The following is a 14,588-nucleotide window of genomic DNA, read 5'->3' as shown; positions in this document are numbered from 1 at the left end:
GGGTGCCTACACGGTCACGCTGACGGTGACGGACAACCGCGGCGGCACCGCGACCACGACCCAGTCGGTGACCGCGGTCGAGCCGGACAACCAGTTGCCGACGGCGTCGTTCACCACCACGGTCGATCAGTTGGCGGTGAGCGTTGACGCTGGTGCGTCCAGTGATCCGGACGGTTCCGTTGCCTCGTACAAGTGGGACTTCGGTGACGGGTCGGCCGTGGTGGAGAAGACCACTGCGACGACGACGCACACCTACACCACCGCGGGTGACTACACGGTCACGCTGACAGTGACGGACAACCGCGGCGGCACGGCCACCGCGACCAAGTCGGTCACGGTCGGTGCTCAGCAGTCCGGCGTGATCATTGCGGAGTCGGCGAACTGGCAGTACTACTACGGCTCCGCCGCACCGGATTCGAGCTGGAAGAACCGGACGTTCGACGACTCGGGCTGGTCCACCGGCGCCGCACCGATCGGGTACGGGTCCACCCTGGTCACGACCGACCTGAACCCGACGTCGGTCACGGCGGACCGTCCTCGCGCGGCGTACTTCCGGGCGAACTTCAGCGTGGTGGATCCGTCCAAGGTCTCGGCGTTGAAGCTCACGACGGTGGCTGACGACGGTGCGGTGATCTACGTGAACGGCACCGAGGTGAACCGCACCCGGATGGATACCGGCACGATCACCAACGCGAGCTACGCCACGTCTGCGCTACGCACCACGGCTGCGAACGCGAGCCCGGTGGTCATCGACGTACCGACGAACCTGCTGGTGACCGGCAAGAACGTGATCTCGGCGGAGACCCACGTCAACTACCGGGGCACGCCCGACATCTCGTTCAAGCTGAAGGCGGACATCACGATCTCCAGCACCTCGGCCAACCAGTCTCCGACGGCGTCGTTCAGCGCCCCGGTGTCCGGCCTGACCGTGAACGTCGACGGCTCGGGGTCCTCGGACCCCGACGGCTCGATCGCGAGCTATGCCTGGGACTTCGGCGACGGCAGCACCAAGTCGGGGGCCACCGCGTCGCACACCTACGCGGCCGACGGCACCTACACGGTGAAGCTCACGGTGACCGACGACAAGGGAGCGACCGATTCGGCCACGAAGAGCGTGACGGTCGCCACCCCGGTGACGGTGACCAGCGAGGTGATTGCAGAGTCTGCGACGTGGTCGTACTACTACGCGCTCGCGGCACCGGGGTCGTCGTGGACGTCGAGGACGTTCAACGACTCGTCCTGGTCGACAGGAAAGGCCCCGCTCGGCTACGGGTCGACGCTGGTCACCACGACCTTCCCGGTCGCATCGGCGACCAGCGATCGCCCGAAGGCGGCCTACTTCCGCAACAGCTTCACCGTGGCGGATGCGTCGAAGGTCACTTCGCTGAAGCTGACCACGGTCGCGGATGACGGTGTCGTGATCTTCGTCAACGGCACCGAGGTGAAGCGGGAGAACATGCCGACCGGCACGATCAACAACGACAGCTTCGCGGTCACAGCGCTCCGCACGACGGCTGCCAACGCCAACCCGATCCAGGTGGACGTGCCGACCAGTCTGCTGGTCAACGGCAACAACGTGATCTCGGCCGAGACCCACGTCAACTACCGCGGCACCCCCGACCTGTCCTTCAAGCTGAAGGCTGTCGCGGCCGTCGCTCAGTAGCCGTCACAGAGTCCAGGGGGCCGGGCGACCGACGAGCTCTTCGAGCTCGGCCACCTGGGGACGGTAGAAGTCCCGCAGGGCGTCCACGACGTCCTGCGGTGGCTTGTCCTTGGAGCCCGGCATCGAGTTGTAGCCCTGGGTGGTGGCCATCCGGGCGCGCGGAATACCGAGGAAGTCGCAGACCTCCCCGAAGGTCTCCTCGGTCTTCCGGTACAGGTCTTCGGCGTAGATCACCAGCAACTGCTCGCGAGGGAAGTGCTCCAGCCAGGTGCGGATCTGGGGCGCGTACACGCCCCGCTGGCGGTAGCTGAAGAAGTCCCAGGCTTCGCTGTAGTACTCGGGATCAGCCAGCATCCTGTCCAGTTCGCCGTCCAGGCGGGCGTCCTCGGCATCGATCGCCTGGGCGAAGCTCAGCGGCTCGGTGTTGTTCTCCCGCCGCTCCTGGTAGTGCGACCACGCGCGCTTGACCGGGTCACGGAGCAGAAGGATGCACTTCGCCTGCGGGGCCACCGACTTCACCCGGGCGGCGACTCGCGGATCCCAGACGTAGTAGGGCGATGCCTCCCCGGAGACCGGCCGGTAGCCGAGTTGGCCCGCCAGCCGTCGACGGTACGTCTCACTGGGAAAATGCGAACGGTACCAGCGCACGGTGTGCCCGGCGCGCTTGAAGAAGAAGTCGGTGCTCTTCAGCCCGCGCGACAGGGGATACATCCGCAGCACCCCCGGGTGGTCGACGAGGTAGTTGAACAGGGAGGTCGTGCCGCCGCGCTTGCACCCGATGATCAGGTAGTCGGGCAAGGGCCGGTCCCCTGCGCTCAACCAGGCCCAGCCGCGGGTCGTGCTGTTGGCGAGGTTCTTGATCCACTGTGGTGAGATCGAGTTCAGTGTGCTCAGCATTCTTCCGTCCTCATCTGGGTGTGGGGGTCCGTCGACGCTGGAACAGCGCGATCGCGTTGTCCAGTGCGAAGCGCTCCCGCAGGAAGAACAGTACGGCGGCGTAGACGACCACGGCAGCGATCCCGCCGATGACGAGACCCCGCATGGTGTCGCCGAACACCAGGCGCGCCACCAGTGCGGGAACAGCCGTCGTCCCGACGGCGACGACGAGAGCGAGCAGGGTGCTCCCGAAATGGAGGCGGATGCCGACGCCCCGGTGAACGATGATTGTTGCCAGCAACGCGTCGACGATCATCGAGGCGCTCCAGGCGCAGGCCGCTCCCTCAATGCCCCAGATCGGAACCAGGAGCAGCAGGAGGCCGAGGCTGACCACGAGGACGCAGAACTTGATCACGGCCGCCCAGCCGGTCAGACCGCTCATCAGCAGCAGCGACTGGATGTTGCCCACGCTCGTCCAGACCAGGGCGCCGACGCTGGCGATGATCAGGGCCAGCTCGCCAGCGTCGAACCCGGATCCGAAAAGGCCCAGAACCGGCCGTGCGAAGAGCACGAAGATGGCGTAGATGGGCACCGACATCAGCGCAATCCACTGCGAGGTGCGCTGGTACAGCTCGGACAGCTCGGTGAGCCGCCGTTGATGCAGCATGCGGGAGAACTCCGGGGCCACGACGATGCGCATCGAGGTCGAAGGAATGAAGCCGGCCTGGCCGAGTCGGGAGACGACGCCGTAGATTCCGGCTGCGACCGGGCCGGCGATCAGGCCGACGATCAGCACGTCCTGCCACAGCGTGACCTGTTCCATGATCGAGGACGCCAGGCGTGGACCGCTGTAGGAACTGATCTGCCGAGTGATCTCGCGTCGCGACCGGGTGGCCGCGCCGGGTCGGTCGTAGGGACGAAGTCGTCGGGCCACAGCCACCACGGAGACGGCGGTGGCGACCAGGAGGAGGGCGAGCCAGATGAAGCCCGCGAGCAGGGCACTGGCGGAGACGGCCATCGCTGCCGCGATCGCCGCCAACCGCCCGGTCGGCAGGCCGATCGATCCGATCAGGACGTAGGGGCGGATGCCGCCGAGCCCGCGCGTCGCGGCCAGCGCGACCGTGCCCACCGACGCGATCGGGGTGAACACCGCCGAGGCCTGCATCAGCAGCAGGAGGTCGGAGCGTCCACTGCTCAGGAACGGAGCGATCGCGAAGACCACGACGCCGGCCGCCAACCCACCCATCAGCGAACCGCCCAGCAGCAGCCAGGTGGCCCTCCGGACGTCCGCCCTGCCGTCGACCGCGAGCCGGGGGAGCAACCAGGTGCAGGTGGTGTCGAGGCCGAGCTTGGCGACCCCGCCGACGATCATGAACACAGAGATCATCTGGAAGACGACGCCATTGCCTTCCGGGCCGATCATGCGGCCGAGGATCAAGGACAACCCGAAGCCGCCGATAGCGCTGACCATCGATCCGGCGAAGCTCAGTGCGGAACTCCGGGCCGTGTTCCTCAGCACCCGGCTTGACCGATTCGGGTCGTATTCGCCGGTCTCGCTCTCGGCGGCCTGCTCTGCGCTCATCGTCGTGGATTATAGCGAGGGCCGTCGTCCCGCTAGCATGGGCCCGAACGACGGCCGACAACACCGGGGGTTCCGCACGTGAGCACGGGTTCTGCGCGCCTGGACTACGTGGTGGAGCAGGTGTGGGGGCGCAGCGTCGCCGAGGGCGTCGCGCGGGCCACCGTCAACGGCCCCGTCCCGGAGGGCTGGGAGATCCGGGAGCAGTACTGGGCGATTCCGAACGCCGCCTCGGCGCAACTGCTCGTTCCGGTCGACCGTACGGCGGCGACCCGGACACTGCTCGACTACGCCCGGCTGCGCCCACTCTCGACCAGGCTGGTGCGGCACGCCCTGGCCGGCGTGGGGGCGACCGGCGCGCCGCTGTCGAAGGACACCCTGCGGATCGTCGCTCCGGCCGGCGCGCCACCGACGACGACCGCCGAACTGGGCCGGCTCGTCGGGGCCGGATCCACGGTTCTCGCCACTCTCGGGGTTCGGACGGCGGCGAACGCCAAGCCCACCCTCGAACTCCGGGACCGTGACGGCGACGCGATCGGGTTCGTCAAGCTCGCCTGGAATGACCTGACCCGGGAGTCGATCGAGAACGAGGCGGACGCGCTGGCCGGCTTCGGTGCACAGTCGCGGGTGGAGATCTCGGCCCCTGGAGTGGTCTCCCGCGGCACCGTGGCGGGTGGCCTGCCGTATGTGATGACCGAGCCGCTGCCGCGGGGAATCAGGCATGTCCCGGCCTCCTACGCCTCGTTGAGCAACGCCGAAGCGCTCGGACCGGGGAAGGTGGTCCGGCGCGCACCGCTGGAGAGCGCAGGACAGGTCCGGCTGGTGCTGGATCGGCTCGCCGCCGCCACCCCGGTCACGCCGGCCCCGCTGGCCCGGCGGGCCACCGATCTCGCGCGCAGCGTCACACAGCTCCAGGTGAGCATGCCGATCGCCAACTTCTGGCACGGCGACTTCACGTGGTGGAACACCGGCCGTGACCGTGCCGCTCGGCTGTGGCTGTTCGACTGGGAGACCGCGGAGGCCGACGCCCCGGCCGGCCTGGACACCCTGCACTGGTACGCGCACACGAAGGACGCCGAGAACCCTGCCTCCGTGGTGGCGCGCACCGATCGGGCGCTGGACCGTTGCGCGGGGATGTTGCGAACCCTCGGCCACTCACGTGCCGGGGTCGAGGCGCTCGCGGCCTGGTATGCGGCGACGTTGGTGGCGAACGAGGTCCGCCTGGCCGAGTCGCTGCAGAGTTGGAAGCGGGTGAAGCACTCCCCGGCGATTCTCGAGGACCTGCTGCGGTGGGGCGCGGCCCGGATCGACAGGGCAGCGCTGCTCCCTCGCTGAGTGCTGTGTCACACTCGCTGTGTGGCACAGGGTTCGAGAGCTCGCTGGGTGGTGATCGGCGTCGCGGTGATGGTTGGCGCCACCGCCGCGGCCGTGTGGCTGCCCGGGCTTCTGACGCCCACGGTGCTGGAGGCGCAACCGAGCGATTCCGGCTCCGAACCCGTCGTGCAACTCGACTTCGCAGACCAGGTGGGCCGCGTCCTCGGCGATGGTGCGGCGGTCGAGGTCTCCGGTTCGGCGAGCGCCCGGCTGGAAGCCCACGTCGTCGGCCGGGGCGACGGCCGCGTCGTCACCGTTCAGGGTCGCGCCGGCAATGGTGCCGCGGTGAGCTTCTCCCGGGACGACGCCGACGACTCGGTGGCTGTGGTCGTGGTGCCCCGCTCCGGTGACGACCTGACCATGGGGACCCGCGACTTCACCTTCGGTGCGGACTTCAACTCCGACGGCAACTGGGCGGACGGGAACAATGTGGTGGAACGGGGGATCTACAGCGACCGGGGCCAGTACAAGTTCGAGATCGACGAGGGCCGACCGGGCTGCGTGGTCAGAGGTGATGCGGGCCAGGTGGTCGCCAGGCTCGGACCGATCCTGGCCCCGGGGGTCTGGTACTCCGGCCAGTGCGTGCGGAAGGGATCGGCGGTGACCGTCACCGTTCGTGAACTCGACGGCGCCAGTCCCAAGGAGTGGGCCAGAACCGTCGAGGGCCCGATCGGAGACGTTCAGCCGGAGTCCCCGACCACCCAGCTCAGCATTGGCGCCAAGACCTGGGACAACGTCAAGGTGGGTGTCGAGAACGACCAGTTCACGGGGGTCATCGACAACGTGTACGTCCGGCTCGACGCCTGACGCCCGCACCGCTGGGAGGTCTGGGCGCCCCGTCGCTCAGCCTGCGAAACCCTGCGCCGGCAGCCCGGCGACCCCGGGTTGCACGACGAAGAGCGAGCCTGCGTCGGGCTCGGCGTCCTCGGGCAGGTTCTCCCGCGAGGTCGTGATGTAGAGCGTGCCGAGGTCGTCGTCGCCGAAGGCGCAGGCTGTCACCTTCGACGCCCCGGGCACCTCGACGACGGCGTCGACCACTCCGGACGGGTCGAGCCGCTGGACGCAGCCGCCGTCGTAGCGGGCCACCCACACCCCGCCCTCCGCGTCCACGCACAGCCCGTCGGGGACCCCCGGCCCGACCCGGGAGAACACGCGGCGGTTCGAGGGACCAGCCAGCGGGTCATCGTCGAACGCCCACGTGGTGTGCGTACCGGAGTCGTTGAGGTACATCACCTGGGTGTCCGGACTCCAGCCGAGTCCGTTGCTGATGGTCAGCCCCGGCACGACCGGGCGCGGACGCAGCGAGCCCGCGTCCAGCCGGTACAGGGTTCCCGCCCCGTCGGTGAAGCCGTAGGCCAGCGTGCCGATCCAGAAGCCGCCATCGGGGTCGCAGCCGCCGTCGTTGCAGCGGAAGCCGGGGTCGGCCTCGACCGTCACGAAGCCGGCCAGGTCGGAGAGATCGTCAAGGTTGCTGATCGCCAGGTCGTGCTCGCGCGCCACGATCGCGCCCCCGCCCAGACGCGGACGGATCACCGCGGCGACGGCCGAGCCGACCGGCGTCCGCGTGACCCGGTCGCCGTCCAGGGTGAGCACGTCTCCGGCGAACATGTCCACGAAACGGAGCTGGTGGGTGCGCTCCCACCACACCGGACCCTCGCCATGGAAACAGACCCTGCCGGTGACCCTCTCCGCACGCATGCCGCCATCGTCCGGGCCGCGCTGGGAAGGTGTCAACGTTCCAACCCTCGGTCAGCCTCGCCGTGGGGTGAAGGACTTGCGTGGAAACGATAGGTTGGTCCCCGTACGCGCCGAGCGACGGTCTGCTCCGCCGCCGCCGTGGGAGTCAGTGCAGACAAGCCAGTGCAGGCACCCACATCCGGCCGATACCGGAGCCCATTGAAGGAGACTCAAAGTCACGATGACTGACAAGTATGTGTACGAGTTCAGCGAGGGCGACGCCTCGATGAAGAACCTGCTGGGTGGCAAGGGCGCCAACCTGGCCGAGATGACCGGCCTCGGCATGCCCGTGCCGCAGGGCTTCACCATCACCACCGAGGCGTGTACCCAGTACTACGCCGACGGCGAGCAGATCAACGACGCCATCAAGGCCGAGATCCTGACCTACGTCGGCAAGCTCGAGGAGATGACCGGCAAGAAGTTCGGCGACCTCGACAACCCGCTGCTGGTCTCCGTCCGTTCGGGTGCCCGCGCGTCCATGCCCGGCATGATGGACACCATCCTGAACCTGGGCATGAACGACGAGGTCGCCGCCCGGTTCGCCGAGAAGACCAACAACCCGCGGTTCGCCTACGACTCCTACCGCCGGTTCATCCAGATGTACTCCGACGTCGTCATGGAGGTCGGCAAGAGCTACTTCGAGAAGCTCATCGACGAGATGAAGGAGTCCCGGGGTGTCAAGCTCGACACCGAGCTCACCGCCGACGACCTGAAGGAACTCGCCGAGAAGTTCAAGGCGCAGTACGCCGAGAAGGTCGGCTCCGACTTCCCCTCCGACCCGGTCGAGCAGCTGTTCGGCGCGATCAAGGCGGTGTTCCGTTCCTGGGACAACCCGCGCGCCGTCTACTACCGCCGCATGAACGACATTCCCGGCTCGTGGGGCACCGCGGTCAACGTCCAGTCGATGGTGTTCGGCAACACCGGCGACACCTCCGGCACCGGCGTGGCGTTCTCGCGCAACCCGGCCACCGGTGAGTCGGGCCTGTTCGGCGAGTTCCTGATGAACGCCCAGGGCGAGGACGTCGTCGCCGGCATCCGCACCCCGGAGACCATCGACCAGCTCAAGGACGAGAACCCGGCCGTCTACGCCCAGTTCGCCGACATCGTCAGCCGGCTGGAGAACCACTACGCCGACATGCAGGACATGGAGTTCACCATCGAGGATGGCAAGCTCTTCATGCTGCAGACCCGCAACGGCAAGCGCACCGCAGCCGCCGCCTTCAAGATCGCCTGCGACCTGGTGGACGAGGGCAAGATCACCCCGGAGAAGGCCGTGGCGATGATCGACCCCAAGCAGATCGACGCGCTGCTGCACCCGCAGTTCGACACGGCGGAGCTCAAGGCCGCCACCCCGATCGGCAAGGGCCTCCCCGCCTCTCCGGGTGCGGCCTGCGGCAAGGTCTCCTTCACCGCGGAGGACGCCGCAGCCCGCGGCAGGAACGGCGAGCCGGTCATCCTCGTCCGCCTGGAGACCACCCCCGAGGACATCGAGGGCATGCACCACTCCCAGGGCATCCTGACCGCCCGTGGCGGCATGACCTCCCACGCCGCCGTGGTCGCCCGCGGCATGGGCACCTGCTGCGTGTCCGGCCTCGGCGACATCGCCTTCGCCGCGGACGGGAAGTCCTTCACCCTCGCCGGCCAGACGTTCAGCGAGAGTGACTGGATCTCCCTGGACGGCTCGACCGGCAACGTGTACGGCCAGCAGATCGCGACCGTCCCGGCCGAGATCGGCGGCTACTTCGGCCGGATCATGGAGTGGGCCGACCAGTACCGCACGATGAAGGTCCGCACCAACGCCGACACCCCCGCGGACGCCCGGCAGGCCCGCGAGTTCGGCGCCGAGGGCATCGGCCTGTGCCGCACCGAGCACATGTTCTTCGAGCCCGACCGGATCGCGGCCATCCGCGAGATGATCGTCTCCAAGACCGTCGAGCAGCGCGAGGTCGCCCTGGCCAAGCTGCTGCCGATGCAGCGCGGCGACTTCGAGGGCATCTACGAGGCCATGGAGGGCTACCCGGTCACCGTCCGGCTGCTCGACCCGCCGCTGCACGAGTTCCTGCCGACCGACTCCGACGACATCGTCGCCCTGGCCGCCGACATGAACATCTCGGTGGACGAGCTCAAGAACGTGATCGCGTCCCTGCACGAGTTCAACCCGATGATGGGCCACCGCGGCTGCCGCCTCGACGTCACCTACCCCGAGATCGGCGCCATGCAGACCCGGGCGATCATCGAGGCCGCGATCAACGTCCAGAAGGCCCACCCCGAGTGGACCATCGTGCCGGAGATCATGATCCCGCTGGTGGGCGAGGTGAAGGAACTGGCGTTCGTCAAGAACATCGTCACCTCCACCGCCGACGCGATCATCGCCGACTCCGGCATCGCGCTGGAGTACAAGGTCGGCACGATGATCGAGATCCCGCGGGCGGCCATCACCGCCGACGAGATCGCGAAGGAGGCCGAGTTCTTCTCGTTCGGCACCAACGACCTCACCCAGATGACCTTCGGTTTCAGCCGTGACGACGCCGGGAAGTTCCTGGACGCCTACTACGACAAGAAGATCTACGAGAACGACCCGTTCGCCCGCCTGGACACCGAGGGCGTCGGCAAGCTCGTGAAGACCGCCGTCGAACTCGGCACCCAGACCCGTCCCGACATCAAGCTGGGCATCTGCGGGGAGCACGGTGGCGATCCGTCGTCGATCGAGTTCTGCCAGAAGGTCGGCCTGAACTACGTGTCCTGCTCGCCGTTCCGGGTGCCGATCGCACGCCTGGCCGCCGCGCAGTCCGCGCTGAACAACAAGTAGTTCTCAACAGAGGAGGGGACCCCGGGCGCGGCCCGGGGTCCCCACCTGTGTCTCTTCGGCACGGCGACGAGGGTCGCTACTCGATCACCCCGATCTCCTCGGCCGAGCGCCGGCGAATCCTGCCGAGAAAACCGTTCGACTTCACGCTGTACCGGTAGTTGCTGCCGTACTCGCGATCGAATCGAGAAACCTTGCGCATGTTGAGCACCGCGCCGACCACCGTCGCCCCCACCGTGGTGAGCGAGGCCGCGGCGTGGCTGACCTCGTTCCGTGGAGTCTTGTGCGCGCGTACCACCACGACAACACCGTCGACCTCGCGCGAGACCACGATGGCATCCGCGACCGGGAGGATCGGCGGTGCGTCGATGACGATCCGATCGAACCGGCCCTTCAACTCCTGGATGAGGTCGCTCATCCGCTTCGATCCGAGCAACTCGGCGGGGTTCGGCGGTACCGAACCGCTGGCGATGCAGGCGAGGCCCTGCTCTCCCCAGGGCTGGATCACCTGGTCGAGTTCTGCCTGTCCTGCCAGGAGGTTGGACAGCCCGACCTCGCTGGCGAGGTCGAGATATCGGGACAGCCGCGGCTTGCGCATGTCGGCATCGACCAGCACGACCTTCTCTCCGGTCTCGACCAACGAGAGAGCGAGGTTCACGGCTGTGAGCGACTTGCCCTCGTTCGGGACGGAGGAGGTGATCAGGATGCTGGAGGCGTTCTGGGCGGCGTCCACGAACTGCAGGTTGGTGCGGAGTTTGCGGTGCGCTTCCGCCCGGTGGCTCATCGACTGAGCCCCGATGATCAGCGGCGCCTTCTGCACCTCAGGGTCCAGCGGCAGGCTGGCCAGTACCGGAACGCCGGTCGCGTCACTGGCTTGGGCCGGTGTGTGGATCGAGGTGTCGAGCACCTGCCTGAGCATGGCGTAGCCGACGCCGAGAACGAGGCCGGCCGCGAGCCCGGTGAGGAGATAGAGGCGGAGGCTGGGCGAGACCTGGTCGGCCAGCAGGGTCGGGCCGGAGACGATGTGGATGACGACCACGGAGGAGTCGCGCCCGGCGTTGTCGAGTTCGTCAACCATCGTCGGGAACTCCGTCCCGATGCCGGTCGCGATCTGCAGCGAGCGTTCGGGAATCTGGTCGCTGACGGTCGCGGTGACGAGGACCGTGTCCGAGTTGGCTCGAGCAGTGATCCTGTCGGCGACCTCCGTCGCGTCGAGGTCCACACCGGTTGCGCGAATCACCCGCGAGGCGAGCTCCTCGCTGGACAGCAGCACGACATAGGAGTTGACCCGTGCCTGGGCGAACTGCCCTGCGGCCTGCGCATTGGACCCTTCTGGCAGGGGGGTGCTCACGTAGAACTGGACCTGGGCGGCGTAGGTGGCGGGCGTGCGCCAGAACAGGAGGAGAGACAGGCCCGCTCCGAGCACCACCATCACGATGATGGCGATCGAATGCTTGCGCAGGCCCGCAAGATAGGAATGAAGCTCCAAACCCGTCCCCTCCGGTGAGCAACTCTCGGCCGTCGACGACTCGTCGGCGGCCTGCACAGCCTACCCGTGCTCGATCGTGGTACCGGCGAACAGCGGCATGATGCGCTCTTCGAGCGTCTTCGCACAGTTCTGGAAGTGGCGCAGGCTCCGTCCGATCGGATCGCCGATGTCGCGGCCGTTGACCAATGGCTGGGCCAGCGACCGGCCTTCCACCGCCCGGGAGAGCAGGGACGGGCCCCAGTCCGAGGCCGGGACGGCCCCTGGATCCGGGGTCGCCGCGACCAGCCGCGAGAACTGGGTGAGCAGGTAGGTCTTCCTCACGGCCTCCGGGAACGTGCTCACGATCCATGAGCGCTGGGCGTCGGTCATGGTCAGGATGACGCTGCTGTTCGCGACGATTCCCTCGGTGATCGGCCGGCTCAGGAAGCCGGCAGGATCGATCTGCATCGACATGAGCGACTCGCGCGCGAACCGATGCAGGGGCGTGTCGACCACGGCATGGGTGCCCGCCGAGGACACCCGCACCGGAAGGTCCCTGGCCGCCAGTTCCCGGCGGGCCAGGAACTCGGCCATCGGCGAGCGACAGAGATTCGCCCTGCAGACCAGCAGGATGGAGAAGTCCGGAGTCGCGGGGGAGGGCTGCCGCTTGCGCTTGGTGGGCGCTGTCGCAGCCGCTTCTGCTGTCATGCTGAGCACGCAGTCGATTCTGCCAGCCAGGGCGAGCAGGTTCGACGCGTGCTACGAAAACTGGACCGGCTGTCACCCGTTCGGGGGGCACGGGGTGCGACCGCTCTGCAGGTGGGACGTCACGTCACTCGTCAGTCATCGACAGCTGAAGTCCGAGAGGCCCGGCGATCACGATCGCCGGGCCTCTCGTCAGGACCAACGGCTTCGTCCGCTCTGGATGGCGGGTGTGCCGAGTTGTTCCCCCTTGCAGGTTCCGGATCGCTGACCCGGACCGGCCGCCTGTTCCCCCCCGAGAAGTACGGCCAGAGAAGACAATACCCGATCAGCCCGCGCAGGGCCAGCATCTGACGTCCCCTTCCGGGTGACGGTTCGGGCCGGACCGGCGTGGCCTGTTCGACCTGTCCGGTGGGCTCGGCGAGACTGGCAGGCGTGGACAGACGAGGATTCCTGCTCGGCGTGACCGCCGTCCTGGCAGCCGGTTGCGCCCGGGTGCCGCCGGCTGAGGCGGGCGGTTCGCCGTCGCCATCGCCGTCGCTCGCTCCACTGGTCGTGGGCCAGGACGGAACCTCCGCGGAGGTCGTGCTCGCCCAACTGCTCGCCGGAGCCGTCGCTGCGACCGGGCGTCCCGCGTCCACGAGCGCAGCCGGGGACGGCTGGCAGACCGCGCTCGGTCACGGGGACTTGGCCGCGGTACCCGCGTTCGGGGGCACGCTGTGGGCCAGCCTCAGCCAGGACGACGAGCCCCCCGCGGCCAAGGAGCTTCCCGCTGCAGTCGCGGGACTGCTGGAGCCGGACGTCAGCGTCCTGCAGGCAGCCGGGCTGGACGGGGCGCTGGTCTGGCTGGTCACCCAGGCGACCGCCGAGGCCGGCATCACCAGCCTGAGCCGGATCGGTTCCTGGTCCAGCGGAAAGGTCGCGGCGATCCCGCCGATCGCCAGTTCCCGCGCCGACGGGGTGCCGGGGCTGCGGACCGTCTACGGCGCCCGGTTCACCGTGATGAAGGTGGAGAACCCCGTCGAGCGGGCCTCCCGGCTGGTCAACGGCGACGCGGCGATCGCCGCGTTCCGGCGGACCGACTACACCGGTGCGTCCGGTCTGGTCGAGTTGGTGGACACCCAGAAGCTGGCGGTCGCCGATCCCGGGCTGGTGCTGGTGAACACCGCGCTCACCGAGGCCGAGCCCGACCAGGTGCTGGCGATGAACCAGGTGGCCCAGGTCATCACGACCGACATGCTGATCGACCTCCAGGCGCAGGTGGCCGGCGGCGGCGCCGTCGCCGACGTCGCGTCCGGCTGGTTGAAGGAGCAGGGCCTGGGCTGAACCAGCCGCACGACGCGGTGGCCAGTGGTTCGTGAGAGGAACCGCACTCTCCCCGCGGTTCGGGTCGACGATCGGATCGCGGTGTTCGGCGGGCGATTCCGCTCAGGTCAGGCCTGACCTCCGCCCGGGTGGGTGACCAGGACCACCTCGGTGAGGGCTCAGTAGCCTGCGGAGGTGCCTCCGGCGAGGACGGCGGCAGTGCCGGACAGGCCGAGCCGGGTCGCGCCCGCCTCCAGCATCGCCACGGCACTCGCCCAGTCGCGGATACCACCGGACGCCTTCACGCCGAGCCGGCCGCCGACCGTCCGTGCCATCAGTTCGACGGCGTGGACGGAGGCGCCGCCGGCCGGGTGGAACCCGGTGGAGGTCTTCACGAAGTCTGCGCCCGCGGCCTCCGCCGCCCGACAGGCCGCCACGATCTCCGAATCGGTGAGTGCGGCGGACTCGATGATCACTTTCAGCACCTTCGGGGTGGGCACGGCGGCGCGGACCGCAGCGATCTCCGCCGTGGTCGCCTCCGTCCGGCCGGCCTTGAGCAGGCCGAGGTCGATCACCATGTCCACCTCGTCCGCACCGCGCGCCACCGACTCCGCCGCTTCGGCGGCCTTCGTGGCGGGCGTGTGCTTGCCGGACGGGAACCCGCACACGGTCGCGACCTTCACCGCGCCCAGGTCCGCCGCCACCGGCAGCATGGACGGCGAGACGCAGATCGAGTAGGTGCCGAGCCGAGCAGCCTCCTCGGCCAACGCAGCGACATCGGCGTCCGTGGCGGTGGGGGAGAGCAGGGTGTGGTCGACATGGCGGGCCAATTCCGCCGCAGTGATGGTCATCCCGAAAACCTACCGCCCGCGAAGCCGGTGCGCCGAGCGCCATCGTTCCCGTCGAGCGCCATCGTTCCGTCGAGGGCCAGCGCCCACACGGTGGCTTTCGACGGGACGCGGCTACTGGCCGAAGCGCCGGCGATAGGTCGTCGGCGCCAGGCCGGTCGCGCGTCGGAAGTGGTCACGCAGCACGACGGCCGAGTTGAACCCGACCCGGTCGGCGATCTGCTCGACGG

General features: G+C 68.6%; 11 protein-coding genes. 5 read left to right on the top strand and 6 right to left on the bottom strand.

Annotated features, from left to right (window positions below):
* A partial coding sequence (locus QM633_RS01810; RefSeq protein WP_415152010.1) for a PKD domain-containing protein occupies window positions 1-1,663 on the top strand: 1,663 nt, incomplete at its 5' end.
* A 3-nt stretch (window positions 1,664-1,666) separates the two neighbouring features.
* On the opposite strand, the gene QM633_RS01805 is transcribed toward QM633_RS01810, so the two are convergent.
* Window positions 1,667-2,560, bottom strand: a complete 894-nt coding sequence (locus QM633_RS01805; protein ID WP_415152009.1) for a sulfotransferase family protein — start codon at window positions 2,558-2,560, stop codon at window positions 1,667-1,669.
* Window positions 2,561-2,570: 10 nt separating this feature from the next.
* Window positions 2,571-4,121, bottom strand: coding sequence for an oligosaccharide flippase family protein (locus tag QM633_RS01800; protein ID WP_415152008.1), 1,551 nt, complete (start codon window positions 4,119-4,121; stop codon window positions 2,571-2,573).
* Window positions 4,122-4,199: 78 nt separating this feature from the next.
* On the opposite strand from QM633_RS01800, the gene QM633_RS01795 reads away from it, so the two are divergent.
* Both QM633_RS01795 and QM633_RS01790 read left to right on the top strand, forming a co-directional pair.
* Window positions 4,200-5,453 carry a hypothetical protein gene (locus QM633_RS01795; RefSeq protein ID WP_415152007.1) on the top strand — a complete coding sequence of 418 codons (1,254 nt, stop codon included), beginning with the start codon at window positions 4,200-4,202 and terminating at the stop codon, window positions 5,451-5,453.
* 21 nt (window positions 5,454-5,474) lie between these two features.
* A complete protein-coding gene (locus QM633_RS01790; protein ID WP_415152006.1) occupies window positions 5,475-6,299 on the top strand; it encodes a hypothetical protein in 825 nt (274 codons plus the stop codon).
* A 36-nt stretch (window positions 6,300-6,335) separates the two neighbouring features.
* Here QM633_RS01790 and QM633_RS01785 read toward each other — a convergent pair whose 3' ends face one another.
* On the bottom strand, window positions 6,336-7,190 hold the full coding sequence (locus QM633_RS01785; RefSeq protein WP_415152005.1) for an SMP-30/gluconolactonase/LRE family protein: 855 nt from the start codon (window positions 7,188-7,190) through the stop codon (window positions 6,336-6,338).
* A 220-nt stretch (window positions 7,191-7,410) separates the two neighbouring features.
* Between QM633_RS01785 and ppdK the strand changes: the two genes are divergently transcribed.
* On the top strand, window positions 7,411-10,038 hold the full coding sequence (gene ppdK / locus QM633_RS01780; RefSeq protein ID WP_415152004.1) for a pyruvate, phosphate dikinase: 2,628 nt from the start codon (window positions 7,411-7,413) through the stop codon (window positions 10,036-10,038).
* 76 nt (window positions 10,039-10,114) lie between these two features.
* Here ppdK and QM633_RS01775 read toward each other — a convergent pair whose 3' ends face one another.
* Together QM633_RS01775 and QM633_RS01770 are read right to left on the bottom strand one after the other, a co-directional pair.
* Entirely contained in the window at window positions 10,115-11,524 is a 1,410-nt protein-coding gene (locus QM633_RS01775) for a polysaccharide biosynthesis tyrosine autokinase (protein ID WP_415152003.1), read from the bottom strand.
* Between the two features lie 60 nt (window positions 11,525-11,584).
* Complete coding sequence (locus tag QM633_RS01770; RefSeq protein ID WP_415152011.1) at window positions 11,585-12,211, bottom strand: hypothetical protein; 627 nt, start codon at window positions 12,209-12,211, stop codon at window positions 11,585-11,587.
* A gap of 429 nt (window positions 12,212-12,640) precedes the next feature.
* Between QM633_RS01770 and QM633_RS01765 the strand changes: the two genes are divergently transcribed.
* Window positions 12,641-13,531, top strand: coding sequence for a hypothetical protein (locus QM633_RS01765; RefSeq protein WP_415152002.1), 891 nt, complete (start codon window positions 12,641-12,643; stop codon window positions 13,529-13,531).
* Between the two features lie 158 nt (window positions 13,532-13,689).
* Here QM633_RS01765 and deoC read toward each other — a convergent pair whose 3' ends face one another.
* Window positions 13,690-14,361, bottom strand: coding sequence for a deoxyribose-phosphate aldolase (gene deoC, locus QM633_RS01760; protein WP_415152001.1), 672 nt, complete (start codon window positions 14,359-14,361; stop codon window positions 13,690-13,692).
* Window positions 14,362-14,588 lie beyond the last annotated feature (227 nt).

It is taken from the genome of Propionicimonas sp. (assembly GCF_047606205.1).
Taxonomy (GTDB): Bacteria; Actinomycetota; Actinomycetes; order Propionibacteriales; family Propionibacteriaceae; genus Propionicimonas.
This window is presented reverse-complemented; position numbering and strand designations above follow the sequence as displayed.

Excerpts from the sequence above, each read along its gene's own strand:
- QM633_RS01805 (WP_415152009.1), bottom strand. The coding sequence starts at position 2,560 with ATGCTGAGCACACTGAACTCGATCTCACCACAGTGGATCAAGAACCTC.
- QM633_RS01800 (WP_415152008.1), bottom strand. The coding sequence starts at position 4,121 with ATGAGCGCAGAGCAGGCCGCCGAGAGCGAGACCGGCGAATACGACCCG.
- QM633_RS01785 (WP_415152005.1), bottom strand. The coding sequence starts at position 7,190 with ATGCGTGCGGAGAGGGTCACCGGCAGGGTCTGTTTCCATGGCGAGGGT.
- ppdK (WP_415152004.1), top strand. The coding sequence starts at position 7,411 with ATGACTGACAAGTATGTGTACGAGTTCAGCGAGGGCGACGCCTCGATG.
- QM633_RS01770 (WP_415152011.1), bottom strand. The coding sequence starts at position 12,211 with ATGACAGCAGAAGCGGCTGCGACAGCGCCCACCAAGCGCAAGCGGCAG.
- deoC (WP_415152001.1), bottom strand. The coding sequence starts at position 14,361 with ATGACCATCACTGCGGCGGAATTGGCCCGCCATGTCGACCACACCCTG.